11 protein-coding genes are annotated in these 13,943 nt (G+C 61.8%); 7 read left to right on the top strand and 4 right to left on the bottom strand.

All coding sequences use genetic code 11. The features are described 5' to 3' along the window. Nucleotides 1-8 precede the first annotated feature (8 nt). Entirely contained in the window at nucleotides 9-1,121 is a 1,113-nt protein-coding gene (locus PXH66_RS02750; RefSeq protein ID WP_330930296.1) for an alpha/beta hydrolase, read from the top strand. A gap of 14 nt (nucleotides 1,122-1,135) precedes the next feature. Here the strand turns inward: PXH66_RS02750 and PXH66_RS02745 are convergent, their stop codons facing one another. Next, nucleotides 1,136-1,732 carry an HAD family hydrolase gene (locus PXH66_RS02745; RefSeq protein ID WP_330930295.1) on the bottom strand — a complete coding sequence of 199 codons (597 nt, stop codon included), beginning with the start codon at nucleotides 1,730-1,732 and terminating at the stop codon, nucleotides 1,136-1,138. A gap of 111 nt (nucleotides 1,733-1,843) precedes the next feature. Beyond that, nucleotides 1,844-3,067 carry a DEAD/DEAH box helicase gene (locus tag PXH66_RS02740; protein WP_330930294.1) on the bottom strand — a complete coding sequence of 408 codons (1,224 nt, stop codon included), beginning with the start codon at nucleotides 3,065-3,067 and terminating at the stop codon, nucleotides 1,844-1,846. Between the two features lie 33 nt (nucleotides 3,068-3,100). Here PXH66_RS02740 and PXH66_RS02735 point away from each other — a divergent pair, with 33 nt between their 5' ends. From PXH66_RS02735 to PXH66_RS02720, 4 genes are all read left to right on the top strand, one after another. After that, on the top strand, nucleotides 3,101-3,370 hold the full coding sequence (locus tag PXH66_RS02735; protein ID WP_330930293.1) for a hypothetical protein: 270 nt from the start codon (nucleotides 3,101-3,103) through the stop codon (nucleotides 3,368-3,370). A 264-nt stretch (nucleotides 3,371-3,634) separates the two neighbouring features. After that, nucleotides 3,635-6,130, top strand: coding sequence for a circularly permuted type 2 ATP-grasp protein (locus PXH66_RS02730; protein ID WP_330930292.1), 2,496 nt, complete (start codon nucleotides 3,635-3,637; stop codon nucleotides 6,128-6,130). 89 nt (nucleotides 6,131-6,219) lie between these two features. Continuing rightward, entirely contained in the window at nucleotides 6,220-6,957 is a 738-nt protein-coding gene (locus tag PXH66_RS02725) for a sugar phosphate isomerase/epimerase family protein (RefSeq protein ID WP_330930291.1), read from the top strand. Between the two features lie 45 nt (nucleotides 6,958-7,002). Then, the gene (locus tag PXH66_RS02720) at nucleotides 7,003-8,064 is read left to right on the top strand and encodes a Gfo/Idh/MocA family protein (RefSeq protein ID WP_330930290.1); all 1,062 of its coding nucleotides are present in this window, start codon (nucleotides 7,003-7,005) and stop codon (nucleotides 8,062-8,064) included. Nucleotides 8,065-8,148: 84 nt separating this feature from the next. On the opposite strand, the gene PXH66_RS02715 is transcribed toward PXH66_RS02720, so the two are convergent. Next, on the bottom strand, nucleotides 8,149-11,550 hold the full coding sequence (locus tag PXH66_RS02715) for a PAS domain S-box protein (protein ID WP_330930289.1): 3,402 nt from the start codon (nucleotides 11,548-11,550) through the stop codon (nucleotides 8,149-8,151). A gap of 202 nt (nucleotides 11,551-11,752) precedes the next feature. Here PXH66_RS02715 and PXH66_RS02710 point away from each other — a divergent pair, with 202 nt between their 5' ends. Both PXH66_RS02710 and PXH66_RS02705 read left to right on the top strand, forming a co-directional pair. After that, a complete protein-coding gene (locus PXH66_RS02710; RefSeq protein WP_330930288.1) occupies nucleotides 11,753-12,235 on the top strand; it encodes a GNAT family N-acetyltransferase in 483 nt (160 codons plus the stop codon). A 72-nt stretch (nucleotides 12,236-12,307) separates the two neighbouring features. Beyond that, the gene (locus tag PXH66_RS02705; RefSeq protein ID WP_330930287.1) at nucleotides 12,308-13,108 is read left to right on the top strand and encodes a PhzF family phenazine biosynthesis protein; all 801 of its coding nucleotides are present in this window, start codon (nucleotides 12,308-12,310) and stop codon (nucleotides 13,106-13,108) included. 26 nt (nucleotides 13,109-13,134) lie between these two features. Here PXH66_RS02705 and PXH66_RS02700 read toward each other — a convergent pair whose 3' ends face one another. After that, complete coding sequence (locus PXH66_RS02700) at nucleotides 13,135-13,803, bottom strand: response regulator (RefSeq protein ID WP_330930286.1); 669 nt, start codon at nucleotides 13,801-13,803, stop codon at nucleotides 13,135-13,137. Between the last annotated feature and the right edge of the window lie 140 nt (nucleotides 13,804-13,943).

The following is a 13,943-nucleotide window of genomic DNA, read 5'->3' as shown; positions in this document are numbered from 1 at the left end:
GTTCCCTCATGCGCCGCGCCCGCCTGCTCCTCTCATGCTTCGCCGGAACCCTGATCGCCTACCTGCCCTCGCGCGCAGAAGCCGACCTCACCACCGGCACCATCGATGGTGCTCACTACACCATCGCGACTCCCTCCCATCGACCTTGGAACCAGCAGCTTGTGCTCATCGCGCACGGCTATCGGCCCGAATCCGCGCCGTTGGTCGCCGATCTATTTCCCCACCAATCGGCCTACCAAACCCTGATTGATGAAGGGTGGATGGTCGCCAAGACCAGCTACCGCCGCAACGGTATCATCGTCGCCGACGCGATCACCGACCTCGACCAACTGCTCGCGCACATCAACGCCACTTACGGCCCCACCAATCGGGTTATCTTAATGGGAGACTCCATGGGCGGAACCATCGCCACGCACCTCGCCGAGCGTGGCGGCGACGACTACGACGGTCTGATCGCGATTGGAGCTGCCTTGGAACTGCGCGAACACGGCGACGCTCACGGGCTTAACCTCGCGCCCCAACTCCCGCTTCTTTTTGTCGCCAACCGCAGTGAATTCGATGGCCCACGCAATTATCTGAATGAGACGTCAGCCCGCGAGGGCGTGCATCTCGTTTCGCCCGTCCTGTTTCGCATCGATCGCGACGGCCACGTGAATGTCAACCAAGCCGAACGTCTCTTCGCCATTCGCGCCATGAACTCTTGGCTCGACCGCGGTCGCCCGGGGCTTCCCCACCCCGTTCTGGACAAATTCTTCGACGCAACCCAGCGCCCGAATCCGGGATTGTCTCAAGTCGCGATCGATGCCGATGCACGCGGCCTGACCGCGAAGGTGACCGAGGTGTCCGCCATCTATGGTAACGTTTTCCTCAACCTCCAACCGGCGGATATGGCTGCGATCGGCTGGACCGAGGGCCTCTGGGCCGAACTCATCGTCGGCGACCAAACCTTCCGCGTTCGCCATGGTCGCGATTTCGACAGCGTCGAGCGCGGCGAATGGGTTGTTTTTCCCAACGCCGACGGCTTCACGTGGTTGTCCCGCAATTGGGGCAATGCCGCCGAGACCGCCAACCTGCATGTCGGCTCCGAGATTCACCTGCGACGCTTCCCTGCGTCGAATTAAACCGGCACCGCAGATCAGGTTCGGCTCGGCACCCGCACCACGGCCATTCCCGCCGCCTGCGCCGCCGCAATCCCCGGATCGGCATCCTCGAACACCAGACAATTTTCCGGCGCGACGCCCATCCGACGAGCGGCTTCCAGAAACATATCGGGCTCCGGCTTACCGCGCCCTGGGGCCACATCATCCGGTGTGACCACAATGCGAAACAAGTCCCGCAATCCAGCCGCATCGAGCGCAGGCAACGCGATCATCGGCAAACCGCCCGTGGCAATCGCGACCGGATGGGTCTTCGCCATCTCCCGCGCAAACGCCACCACCGGTTCGATCAACTCGACTTCGTGCAGGATTTCCAAATACAGCGCCTCCTTGCGGTGCTCGATCGCCACCGCATCCACGGTGATCCCATAGTGCGCCGCCATGCGTTCAGCGACCAACACCGTCGGCACGCCGCCCAACGAATAAAACAGATCCTCATCCAGCGTCCCGCCGATGCCGGCTTCCCGCATGGCTTGGTCCCACGCCCGGTAGTGCACCGGCATGGAGTGAATCAAAGTGCCATCAAGGTCGAAAATATAACCGCCAAACGCACGGTCGGGAAATTCAATTTGCATAGGAACGGCGGACCTCACGCTGCCGTCACCCACCTGGCAACGGCAATCGCCACCAGCGCGGTTTCAGCACGCAAACGTAACGGACGAATGCCGGGAGAATAGCTCGCCTCCTCAGCGGCGCATGCCGCGCATCAACCGCGACTTGGGCTTCACCGGAGCCGCATCCGCCAACACCTTGGCATCGAACAATGCGGAGTAGATGTAGTCGAAATCGTCGATCTGCTTCCGCTCCACTTCCGCGCCGATGAAGCGTTCGATCGAACGAGCGTTACGCACATCATCCTCGGTCACGAGCGTGAAGGCATCGCCGGTCGACTGTGCCCGACCGGTCCGACCGATCCGGTGGACGTAGTCCTCGGCGTTCTCCGGCACGTCGTAGTTGATGACATGGGACACGCCCGCGATATCGAGACCGCGTGCCGCGATATCGGTGGCGACGAGCACTTCGAACTTGCCGGATTTGAACCCTTGCAGAGCCTCCACCCGCTCGCGCTGACTGCGATCAGAGTGCATCACACCGACGGTGTGGTTCTCGGATTTGAGCTTCCGCGCAATGCGATCGGCCCCCATCCGGGTCCGCGTGAATATAATCACACTCTTAAAGTCCGTGCGGCGCAGCAGCTCGATCAGCAGGTCGAATTTCTGGGAAGCCACCACGGGATAAAAGGCGTGGGAAACGGTTTCAGCCGGCTTGCGCTGGATGCCGATCTTGACCTGCACGGGATCCTTCAACGCCCAATCCGCGAGCGACGCAATTTCCGGCGGCAGGGTCGCGGTGAAAAACAAGGTCTGCCGATTGGATGCACATTTTTGCACGATCCGACGCACGTCGGGCAGGAAGCCCATGTCGAGCATGCGATCGACTTCATCGAGCACGAGAATCTCCACATCATTCAGATGGGTGGAACCATCCTCCAAGAGGTCCAGCAGCCGACCCGGGGTCGCCGCGCAAATATCAACCCCGCGGCGCAAATCATCGCGCTGCTTACCGTAGCCCACTCCACCGTAAACGATGGTCGTCGTGAGGTCGGTGAACTTCGAATATTCTTGGAAAGCCTCTTCCACCTGCAACGCGAGTTCGCGCGTCGGTTCGAGCACGAGGCAGCGCATCTTTCCATGCGAACCGAGTTTTTGCAGAATCGGCAACGCAAACGCAGCCGTCTTACCCGTGCCCGTCTGGGCCGAGCCAATCACATCACGCCCCGCCAGAATCAACGGAATCGACTGCGCCTGAATCGGGGTCGGCGAATCGTAACCCTTTTCGGCCACGGAATACGCCAACGCGTCGTTCAAGCCGATCTTGGTGAATTCCGTGTCTTGCGGCGGGATATCCACCGGGGTGCTCGGCTTGATCGAAGCCGCATGGGGATGTTCAAAATCATCGCGTTGAGGACGTTCCCGACGCTCTTCCCGACCGCCGCTCCGGCCGCCACGCCCGCCGCGACCACCACTGCGGGGACCGGTCCGGCCGCGACCTTCGCCCCGGCCTTCACCGCGACCACGTCCCCGGCCTTCGCCTTGGCTGCGCGATTCTCCGCCGCGCTTGGATTCTCCCTCAGGGGCGTTGCCGCGGCCGCCCCGACGGCGTCCGCCACCGCGACGCTCGCCCGGCTCGGACTTGGGCGAGGCACCTGCTGAATCGGATTTTTTCGGTCGGGAACCGCGGGAATTGGAGGGCTGCTGAGGGGAGCCGGACGGAGGAGTCGAACCCGGGGACGACGTGGACTTTGACCGACTGAACGCCGCAATAATCTTTTTAAACATATCTGGAAGCGGACCAGCGTTCCGGTTTCGCCCGTATTGGCAACCTCGGAGATTACGCCCTCCCTTGCCCGCCCGTGACCGCAACGTCGCACTTGATTCGCTCGGGTCGTCTCACCACTACTGCTGGTCTTCCTCTTCGTGACTGCTCGTCCTCGCTCGATTCCAGCTCTGCCTCCCGCCCAATTGCGCCCCTTGCGCAATCGGCTGAAGTTGTCGGTGCAGGACGCCGGGCTCACCGATCTTTCGCCCCCGGCCAATGGCTCGACGGATGACCGTTTCTGGGAATTGGAGCCCACGCCCCTCATCATCCCCCCCGAGGAATGGAGCACCCTGCAAGCCGCCCTGCGCCAACGGGCCGTATTGATCAATACGTTCCTGGCCGACATTTATCACCGGCAGGAAGCGATGAATTCCGGTGTGGTGCCGCCGGAGGTCACGTTGGCCGATCCCTATTTTCGCCGCCCTTCGTTTGGTCTCACGCCCGACCGCCACGATCTCGCCACGTTGATTCGCTTCGATCTGGTGAAGACAGCGGCCGGTTGGCATTTCACTGAAACGCACACCAACGCCCCTGTCGGTTTGAGCTACGCCGTGCAAAACCGTCGCTTCCTCACCCAGGAGGCGAGCGACTACTACCGGGCGCTGCCCGACTACAAGTCGGTCATTAATTTCCCGCTGCAATTGGTGCAGGCGTTGCACGCGCTGGCCCCGGCCGGGATGCGACAGCCGTCCATGGTGTTTCTCTCCGCCGGCCCCCGCTACCCGTTTTACTCGGAACACTCGTTTCTTGCCCGCAAGATGGGCCTGCGTCTGGCCCACGGCGAAGATCTGCTCGTCCTCGACAATTGCGTCTATTTCAAAACCATCGCGGGTCTGGAACGCGTCGACGTGATCTATCGACGCCTCAACGACGCTCACATCGACCCGGTGGTCTTCTCGACCGATCGCGAATCGGCCGGCATTCCCGGACTCATGCAGTGCATTCGGGCCGGCAACGTCGTCGTGGCCAATGCCATTGGCGCGGGCGTGGCCGAAAACCGCGCGCTCAATGCCTATCTGCCGCAGCTTTCCCGCTTTTATTACGGCGAACCTTTGTTGCTGCCGTCCATTCCCACCTACGTCTGCACCGACAACGACCAGCTGGATTCCATTCTCGATCGCGCGGGCGAATTGGATCTGCGGCCGGCACATTCGGCTCGGATCGACCAGCCGCACGAGGAATCCATCGCCATCAGTCGAGGCAAGCTACCGCGCGAAGTGCTGGAGAATCCCCACGCCTACGTTGCTCAAGCCCGGCTCAAATCGCTCTCTTTCCGCGCCTCGGGCGCCCGCCACACTCCGTTTCGCCTGAGCGCATTCGCCCTCACCCAAGGCGACAATGTCTCCGTCCTGCCGGGCGGCATCGTCAATTTCGGTCCCCCGCCCTACCCGGTCGATCGAGTCGGACAATGCGCCGATGTCATCGTGCTGGCCGGCGACGTCCACACCGCCGGAGCCTTGGCCGATTTCGAAACCAATGTCGCGGCCGGAGCCGAGTCCACCGTGCCGAGTTCGCGCGCCGCCGAAGCGCTCTTTTGGCTCGGGCGCTATCTGGAACGCGCGGAGTCGACGGCTCGCATGTTGAGTATTCTCGACGATGTGGTTCTGGAGGAAATACCCGCGTCCGACCGACGTCGCTGGCTTCCGTTGTGGCGCGGCTTGCTCGAAGCCACCGGCCATGCCGACCAAAAGATCACGGCTCGCACCGACCCTCGTAACACGCTCACCAGCGACCTCATCTGGCGCATGGCCCTCGGCGCTTCGCATGCGAGCTCCTTGCTTAGCGCGACGCGTTCCGCCGCGGCCAACGCCCGCGAGTTGCGCGAATTCGTGAGCCCTGAGGCCGGTCGGATTCTTACCCAGTTGGAAGACACCCTCCTGCAGCTCGCCCGCCAGTCGCCGGCCGGTCGCAGTCGCCAGTCCCGCCTGGCCCGCAGCCGGGCCGCCGCCAGCGCCATCCGTGCGGTGCTCGGCGAGATCAACGCCTGCGTCGGCACCGCGTCCCGCACCATGCTCCAGGACGCCGGGTGGCACTTTCTGCAAATCGGCCAACAGATTGAGCGAGCCACGGTTACCGCCCGCGCCCTCAGTCACATGCTCCCCGCCGCCGTGGACTACGCCAACAACAACGAGGACGCGGACGATCTCCTCCACTACCGCGACAACCCCGAACTTTCCGCCCTCCTGCGCATGTTGGGATCGCAGGACGCCTACCGAAGGATCTTCCGCACCCGCAGCCAACCGTTGTTCGTCGCGCGCTTGTTCCTGCAACAGACGCGTGCGCCCCGCTGCATTCTCTACAACCTCCAACAGATTGCCACCAGCCTGGCCGCGATCGCCGAGACTTCGGGTGACGCCGCCGCGGATCCGGCCCTGCAGTTGATCGACGCCACCACCCAGGAGCTCAAGTCGATCAAACTCGGCCAGCACTTTGATCCCGACATTCCCGATTTGCCCGGCGCGCCCAGCCTGGAGTCCGTGATCATGCGCAGCATCGACTGCCTCGCGGCGCTGCACGATTCGCTGGGTGACCAATTTTTCAGCCACCAAGCGCGCCTCGATCCCAACTCCAACCAACCCGAACTGGGGTTGTAGATTGGGGTCCACGTAAAGCTCCGCGCCATTCGCGCGCCTCCGACGTGGCATTGACCCCACCGGGTCCCGTTTGCTTGCTCTGAGTTCTTATGCCCGCTCCCCGCTTATCCCTCCAACTCTACTCTCTGCGCGACAAAACCAAGGAAGACTTCGCCGCCACCGTTTCCGCCGTCGCCCAGATGGGCTACGCCGGCGTCGAAACCGCCGGATTCGGCAACCTCGATGCCGCCGCCGGTTCCGCCGCCATTCGTGACGCCGGCCTCGAAGTTTCCGGCATGCACGTCGGCATCCATCTCCTGCGAGGCGAGTTCAACCGCGTGGTCGACGAGGCGCTCTTGTGCGGCACCAAAAACATCATTTGTCCGTTCTGGCCCAAGGCCCACTTCCGCACGGCCGACGCTTGCCGCCGGATCGGCCGCGACCTCAACGAAATCGGCGCCCGCCTGCGCGGACTCGGCTTCCAGTTCCACTACCACAACCACGATGGCGAGATCGCCCTGGTCGAGGGCCGCCGCGTGTTCGATTGGATGCTCGACGCCGCCGCCCCCGAAAATCTGGGCTGCCAAGCCGACGTCTACTGGGTGCACGTCGGCGGCAAGGATCCTGCCGAATTCATCCGCGAACAAGGCCGCCGCATCACCTTGCTGCACATCAAGGACGAAAAAGAGATCGGTTCCGGCCCCGTGGATTTTCCGGCGGTGTTTGCCGCCGCGGAGAGTGTCGATGCCGCCGAATGGTATGTCATCGAAGTGGAAAAATATAACCACGATCCGCTGGAATCAGTCCGCCTTTCGCTCGAACAAATGCGGACGTGGGGCAAAGCGTAACGCCACGTCTCCCTTTTCCTTTCCCCTCCATCCTCTCCTTTCCAGATGCCCAAGAAAAAATCCTCTTTCAACATCGCCGTCATCGGTGCCGGTGCGATCGGCATTGATCATATCCGCAGCTTTCAAACCCACCCGGCGGCCCATGTCGTCGCCCTCGCCGAAGTCTCCCCGGAGCGCGGTCAGGAAGCAGTCGACACCTACGGCATTCCCACGCTGGTCACCGACTACCAGGAACTGCTCAAGCGCGATGATATCGACGTCGTCTCGATCGCCCTACCCAACTTCCTGCACGCCTCGGTGGGGCTCGAAGCTCTCAAAGCCGGGAAGCATCTCATGGTCGACAAGCCCATGGCGACCAACGCCCGCGACGCCGCCAAGCTCATCACCGAGGCGAAGAAGCGCCGCCTCAAACTCATGGTCGGGCAAAACATGCGCTTCTCACCCGAGGTGCAGACGGCGCGCAAACTCATCACCGACGGCAAACTCGGCGACGTCTACCATGCGAAAACCGCGTGGACCCGCCGCAGCGGCATTCCCCGCATCGGTTCATGGTTTACCCAGAAACAATTTGCCGGCGGCGGCTGCACCTACGACATCGGCGTGCACGCGCTCGATCGCGCCCTCTTTCTCATGGGCGAGTTCGACGCCGCGGCGGTGAGCGGTCAGACTTACAGCCAACTCGGACCGCGGGGCCGCGGCGAAGGCAACTGGGGCAAGGGCGAGATCGACAAGAAAGCCAAGTTCGATGTCGACGACCTCTCCGTCGCCCTCATCAAACTCAAAAGTGGCCGCACCGTGCTGCTCGAAGCGTCGTGGGCGGCGCATCTGCCCCAACATGATTTCTTCACTTCCCAGGTGTTTGGCACCGATGCCGGCGTGATGCTCAACCCATTGCGTCTCATCCGCCCCGGCAAGCAGGGCTACATCACCGAGGAGATCGCCGCGACCACTCCGCTCGCGAACGAGAATCGCATGGTGCACTTCATCGACACATTGCTGGGCAAGGCCGAGCCCTACGTGAAACCCGCCGAGTCACTCGCGGTGCAAAAAATCCTCGATGCGATCTACAAATCCGCCGCCACCGGCCGCGAGGTGCGTATCAAATAAATGGTGACAAATTTCCGCGATCAGTCGCGTCAGGAAGGGCCCGCCGGACACGGCGGGCTTTTTCATGCCCGCCCACACCGGCGGCTACGACGCCTCCATGTTGGTCGTCAGCACCTCCCGTAAAACGCGCGCCAGATCTGCGGCCCGGTAGGGTTTGGTGACCCGGGCGCAAAATCCGTGATCGCCGTAATTGGAGAGCACGGGATCGATCGAGTAACCGCTCGAAACAATGGCGCGCACGCCGGGATCAAGCGCGCGTAACTTTTCCATCGTTTCCTTGCCGCCCATGCCGCCCGGCACGGTGAGATCCATCAGGACGACATCGAAGGGCTTGCCCTCCGCCTTGGCTTCCACAAATCGCTTCACGACCGACTCGCCGTCCACCACGGTCTCGGCTTCGAGTCCCAGATGTTCGAGCAAGGTTGCCGCCATCCGCCGGATGTTGGCCTCGTCATCCATAAACAGGATACGCCCGCGCAGCGGAGCGGTGGAGGGTTTGGATTTTGCCGTGCTCGGCGTGGTGGCATCCGGCAAGGCCGGCAGAAGAATACGGAAACGCGTGCCTTCTCCGACCTCCGAACTCACCTCAATATGTCCGGCGTGTTTGCGAATGATCGAATAGACCGTCGCCAAACCCAGGCCGCTCCCGGTCTGCTTCGTCGTGAAGTAAGGATCGAAAATACGCCCGATCTGCTCCGAGGAAATCCCGTGTCCGGTATCCTCGATCTCCAGGAACAGGTAGTTGCCCGCCGAGATCGAACGCACCGGATCACCGCGGTGCTTTTCATTGCGCAACCGGAGCTTCACCACTCCCCCGTCCGGCATGGCTTGCACCGCGTTGAGCACGAGGTTTTGCACCACTTGCCCGACTTGGCTGCGATCCACATCCGCGGCCCAGAGGTCCGTCGAAAAATCGATGTCCTGACGCACCTTGGATCCGTGCAGCGCAAACGCCGCCGCTTCCTTCACAACCTCAGCCAACCGCACCGCGGCCCGCACGGGATTACCGCCCTTGGCAAAGGTCAGCAGTTGTTGCGTCAGCCCCTGAGCCTTCTCGGCCGCCAATTCGCTGTCGCGCAACCAACGGCTGGTCTCAGCATTTTCCTCCCCGTGATGCCGGGCCAGGTGCAGGTTGCCCAGGACGACCGTGAGCAGGTTGTTAAAATCATGGGCGATGCCGCCGGCGAGCACGCCCAACGACTCCAGCTTCGTGGTGCGCAACATCTCGGACTCATGCCGCGAACGTTCCGTCACGTCGCGCAGCACGAAGACCACTCCCACGGGCTTACTCTGCGGATCATTGATCGGAGCACAGCGTCCTTCGATCAACTTGGGCGAACCTGATCGATGCTCCAGCGTGGTCGATCGCGGCAGATCCACCACGGTCGCGCCCCGCATGGCGGCATCGAACGGCACGGGAACATTGGCCTGGGTCCGCTCCTGCCGCAGCACACACACTTCGCTCAGACGACGCCCGATCGCGGCGCCTTCCACCCATCCGGTCAATGACTCCGCGGCTTCGTTGACGAATGTCACCACGCCGCGTTCATCGGTCGTGATCACGGCCTCGGTCATGGCCCGCAAGGTCACCGCGAGTCGCTCGCGCTCCGCCCCCAATTCACTCTCGAACCGCCTGCGCTCACTGATATCGGAAACAAATCCCTGCAATCGAATCAGCTTGCCCGCCCGGTCGCGCACCGCGCGCACGTTTTCAGAAATCCATCTGCGACTGCCGTCCGCTGCTTCGATTTCGGACTCGAAATCGTAAACCGCATCGCGACCTTCGAGCGCCACCAGAAAGGCATGGCGACGCCCTTCATCCACATACATGCGCCCGACTCCGATTTCTTGGTGCCACGCCAGAAGCGCTTCGGGCGAATCACACCCCAGCATCCGTGCAAACGCCGGGTTGACCGATACCAGGCCCGCTTCAGGCGTCGATTCATAAACCCCTTCGATCGCGCTCTCAAACAGCGTCTTGAAGCGGCTCTCGCTCTCGTCCAAGCGCTGTTGCGCGGTGCGCAGTGCGGTCACTTCGGTCACCACCACCAACACCCGACCAAAGTCCGGCCGACCGCTTACCATGGGAACGGTCCACTGCAGCCAACCATCGCCCATGGTGCCGTCGACGCGCATGAATTTCATCTCCACCCGCAGATCAAGTTCCCCGCGCCACAGCGCCAGAATCTCTTCGCGAAACGCTCGCCGTAAACTGGCATTTTGCTGCGGAGCCAGACAACGGGCATACGACGCCACATCACTGACTCCCACCATATCAAGGGCGGCTTGATTGGCCCGCATGGCCTTTACGTTGGCAAATTGTCGCGACACTTCGTCGGGATTTTCGTCGAGCCACACGCCCGGGTCGGGAATGCCTTCCTGCCGACGCGCCTCGATCCACGCCACGACTGCCGAGTAGTCCTCCTCCACGATGGCGACGGGCGCATGGGCAAACATCTCCCGGTAGCGTTCCTGCGATTCGTGCAACTGCTCCGTGCCCTCCTGGACTTTGCGCTGCAGGCGGAAGTTGAATCCGGTCACGGCCAGCGAAATCAACGTCGCCACCACAAACGCCGCACCGATGCCAAACACCCAACGCGGCAGGCCGGCGTGGGGCGTGCGATAGATAAAATTGCGCAAATCGCCGACCGCATCGACCAGACCCAGTTCCAACAACGCGGCTGCGATCTCCGTCACACGGCGTTCGTCCACCTGCCCCAGCTCCACTGCCGTGGGTTTGATCAAGGTGCGCACCACCTCGGCCTCGCGTCGTAGCTGTCGCACATCCGGGTTCGTTCCCATGGCGGTGGCTTGAGCAGCCAGCATGTCGATGGCAGCCGCCGAATCCTCCAAGGCCGCCTCCCAACCGCGCAAAATCGCGCGGCGCATCGCAGTCACATGCGCGGGATGATAGGCCAGCTCGGCCTCGCTCGCGAACAGACTGTCGCCGTAGAACGCCACCACACCTTGATCGGCCGGTCGCAACACCGGTCCCGTATTGGCCCAGGCCATGGTTTGGTGGGCCGCCAGCTCAGACTGATGCTCGGAACGTGACTCCCATGCCACCCACTCCGCGTGCTCCGGTCCTCCGCCCATGCGATTCAACATGAGCCGCAGAGGCGCCGATTGGGGGGCAACACGCAGGGCCACTTTCTGGCCGGTGAAGTCGATCTGGTCGTGAATTTGTCGCCGCATACTGTCGAGCTGCAGCACCTGGAAGGTTTCCTGGTGTATCGCCGCGAGCAATACGACGGGATATTCCTTCAGCCGGGCGACAAACAACTCGTCGCCCCCCACCACGTAGACCCCCGGTTTGATCAGAACGGTGTCCACCAGGGATTCCTCGGGATCGGCATGTCGCAGCGACACGGCCAGACCTTCCTGGCGGAAAAATCCCCGCGTGAGCGCCGCGTAGTAGCCCGCATGGCGAAAGCCCAGTTCACCGGAGACCACCAGTTCGACCGGTGCGAGGGTTGGCGACGACAAATCCTCCCCGCCACAAATGGAGGCGATAAACAGGAAAACTCCTGTGAAAGCGCCGCGCAGAACGGCTGGGCGTGGGTGTCTGGCCAGAAACATCCGAGGTAGTCTCCTCAAACAAGGGTGGTCAGTTCTAGTGTCCAGAAACAAAATCGATTGCAAACGATTGGCTGTTTGACTGTTAGCGATCTAATTTCAGGGTCCCACCATGATTAGCACCATTCGCACCGCCGTGCCGACCGATGCCTCGATCATCTTCGATTTCATTCGGCAACTGGCTGAATACGAGCGGATGACCGACGAAGTTGTCACCAACGTCGATCAGATCCGGGCCCACCTCTTCCCGGCAAGCGGCGATCCGATCGCCCACTGCCTGCTTGCTTTTGAATCAAATAAACCGGTCGGCTTCGCCCTGTATTTTTACAATTTCTCCACATTTCTCGGACGCCCCGGCATCTATCTGGAAGACCTCTTCGTTTCACCCCACCATCGCGGCCAGGGCCACGGCAAAGCCATGCTGCGGGCTCTCGCCACCGTCGCCCGCGATCGCGACTGCGGGCGATTGGAATGGTGCGTATTGGACTGGAATCAATCGGCCATCGATTTTTACCAGAGTCTGGGGGCGACGATGATGTCGGAGTGGACCACTTGCCGGTTGAATCGCGCAGGCATCGCCCAATTGGCCGGTTAGTCATGCGTTCGCGCGGGCGACACACTTGGGCTTAAGCTTGCGCCGACGTAGCTGACACATCGCCAATCCGGCATGTCGTTTAATTGCCCCTTCTTCTGGATCGATGCATTTTCCGCCCGTGTTTTTGGCGGCAATCCAGCCGGCGTGTGTCCGCTGCGGACGTGGCCCGAAGACGCGTTGCTGCAAAAGATCGCATGGCAAAACGGCTTGGCCGAAACCGCTTTCTTTGTGCCGCAATCGCACGGGGATTATCATCTGCGCTGGTTTACCCCCGCGGTGGAGATCGATCTCTGTGGGCACGCCACGCTCGCGGCCGCTCATGTGCTGTGGCATGAACTGGGCATCGCCGGGGAACATGTGACGTTCCATTCGCAAAGCGGGCCCTTGACCGTAAATCGACTCGCGTCCGATCGACTCGAATTGAATTTCCCGTCCCGGCCGCCTACGGCCGTCGATCCCACCGAAGTCACGTCGACGCTCGCGGCGCTGGGTATCGCCCGCGCTGCTGAGGTGGGGCGCGCCCGGGACCTATTCGTGGTCTTGGACGATGTCGAAGCAGTGACGGCCGTAACGCCGGATTGGGGCGCATTGGCGGCCAGTGGTTGCGCATCGGTCATCGTGACGGCGCCCGGGAACGACTGTGATTTCGTTTCGCGCTTTTTCGCACCGGGTTTCGGCGTGCCGGAAGACCCCGTCACCGGTTCAGCGCATTGCACCCTGATTCCCTATTGGGCTCGACGTTTACAACGCGCTTCGCTTCACGCCCGCCAACTCTCGGATCGAGGCGGCGAGTTGTGGTGTCAGCATCGCGAAGATCGCGTCGGGATCGCGGGTGACGCCACAACTTATCTGCGAGGTGAAATTTCGATCTGATGTCCCCGCCAGATGCGGGAGCGGCATCAACCCAGACCGTTTTGCAACACCCAGCGCACCAGGCTCGCCACTTCGCGCACGCCCAGTTTCTCCATAATGTTCGCCCGGTGTTTCTCGACCGTGCGCGTGCTCAGATCGAGATCGGAGGCGATCTCTTTGGAAGAGCGACCGGCGGCGACCAACTGAGCGACTTCCAACTCTCGGGCCGAAAGCACGGACGGTGACGCATTGCTGGCCGAAGGCAGCGAACTCCCGCTGACCGGACCGCTCTCCGCCTGCACATTGGACGCAAAATACATCCCGCCCGCCATCACGGTATCGATGGCTTGAATCACGTAGGCGAGCGGCGCGGTCTTGTCCACATAGCCACCCACGCCCAATCCCATCAGTTGCGAGGGCAGCTTGGGTTCCGCATGTCCCGTCAAAACCAACACCCGCACATCGGGAGCCTGCTGGCGAAGCTCACGCACGATCTCGAGTCCGTGTTTGCCGGGCAAATTCAAGTCGACCAACAGCAGATCCGGCGGATTTTCGAGACAGGCCTGCAAGCCGAGCAGCCCATCGGAATAGTCGGCTACGTTCTTCCACCCCTTCCGCTTTTCCAACGCACGTTTAAGCAATTGGCGGAAAACCGTTTCGTCCTCGATGAGGATGACGTTGGGGCAATCGGATACTGGCGTGTCGACCTTACTCATTGATGACGTGGTAGCTATTACTAGTAGTAAGTAGTTATGCGCAAGCGTCCTGTGCAGGTGATTGTAAAAAATACAATTGTATCGCCCGGAAGCGTGATGTGAGCGAACTGTATTGGTCGTTGTCGCGACGCATTGCGACT

This window comes from Synoicihabitans lomoniglobus (genome assembly GCF_029023725.1).
Lineage (GTDB): Bacteria > Verrucomicrobiota > Verrucomicrobiia > Opitutales > Opitutaceae > Actomonas > Actomonas lomonigloba.
The sequence above is the reverse complement of the archived record's forward strand: the minus strand, read 5'-3'. Positions and strand labels throughout refer to the sequence as shown.

Bases quoted from the DNA above. Each gene is read 5' to 3' on its own strand.
- PXH66_RS02750 (WP_330930296.1), top strand. From the start codon at position 9: ATGCGCCGCGCCCGCCTGCTCCTCTCATGCTTCGCCGGAACCCTGATC.
- PXH66_RS02745 (WP_330930295.1), bottom strand. From the start codon at position 1,732: ATGCAAATTGAATTTCCCGACCGTGCGTTTGGCGGTTATATTTTCGAC.
- PXH66_RS02735 (WP_330930293.1), top strand. From the start codon at position 3,101: ATGTTCAAAATCATCGCGTTGAGGACGTTCCCGACGCTCTTCCCGACC.
- PXH66_RS02725 (WP_330930291.1), top strand. From the start codon at position 6,220: ATGCCCGCTCCCCGCTTATCCCTCCAACTCTACTCTCTGCGCGACAAA.
- PXH66_RS02720 (WP_330930290.1), top strand. From the start codon at position 7,003: ATGCCCAAGAAAAAATCCTCTTTCAACATCGCCGTCATCGGTGCCGGT.
- PXH66_RS02710 (WP_330930288.1), top strand. From the start codon at position 11,753: ATGATTAGCACCATTCGCACCGCCGTGCCGACCGATGCCTCGATCATC.
- PXH66_RS02705 (WP_330930287.1), top strand. From the start codon at position 12,308: ATGTCGTTTAATTGCCCCTTCTTCTGGATCGATGCATTTTCCGCCCGT.
- PXH66_RS02700 (WP_330930286.1), bottom strand. From the start codon at position 13,803: ATGAGTAAGGTCGACACGCCAGTATCCGATTGCCCCAACGTCATCCTC.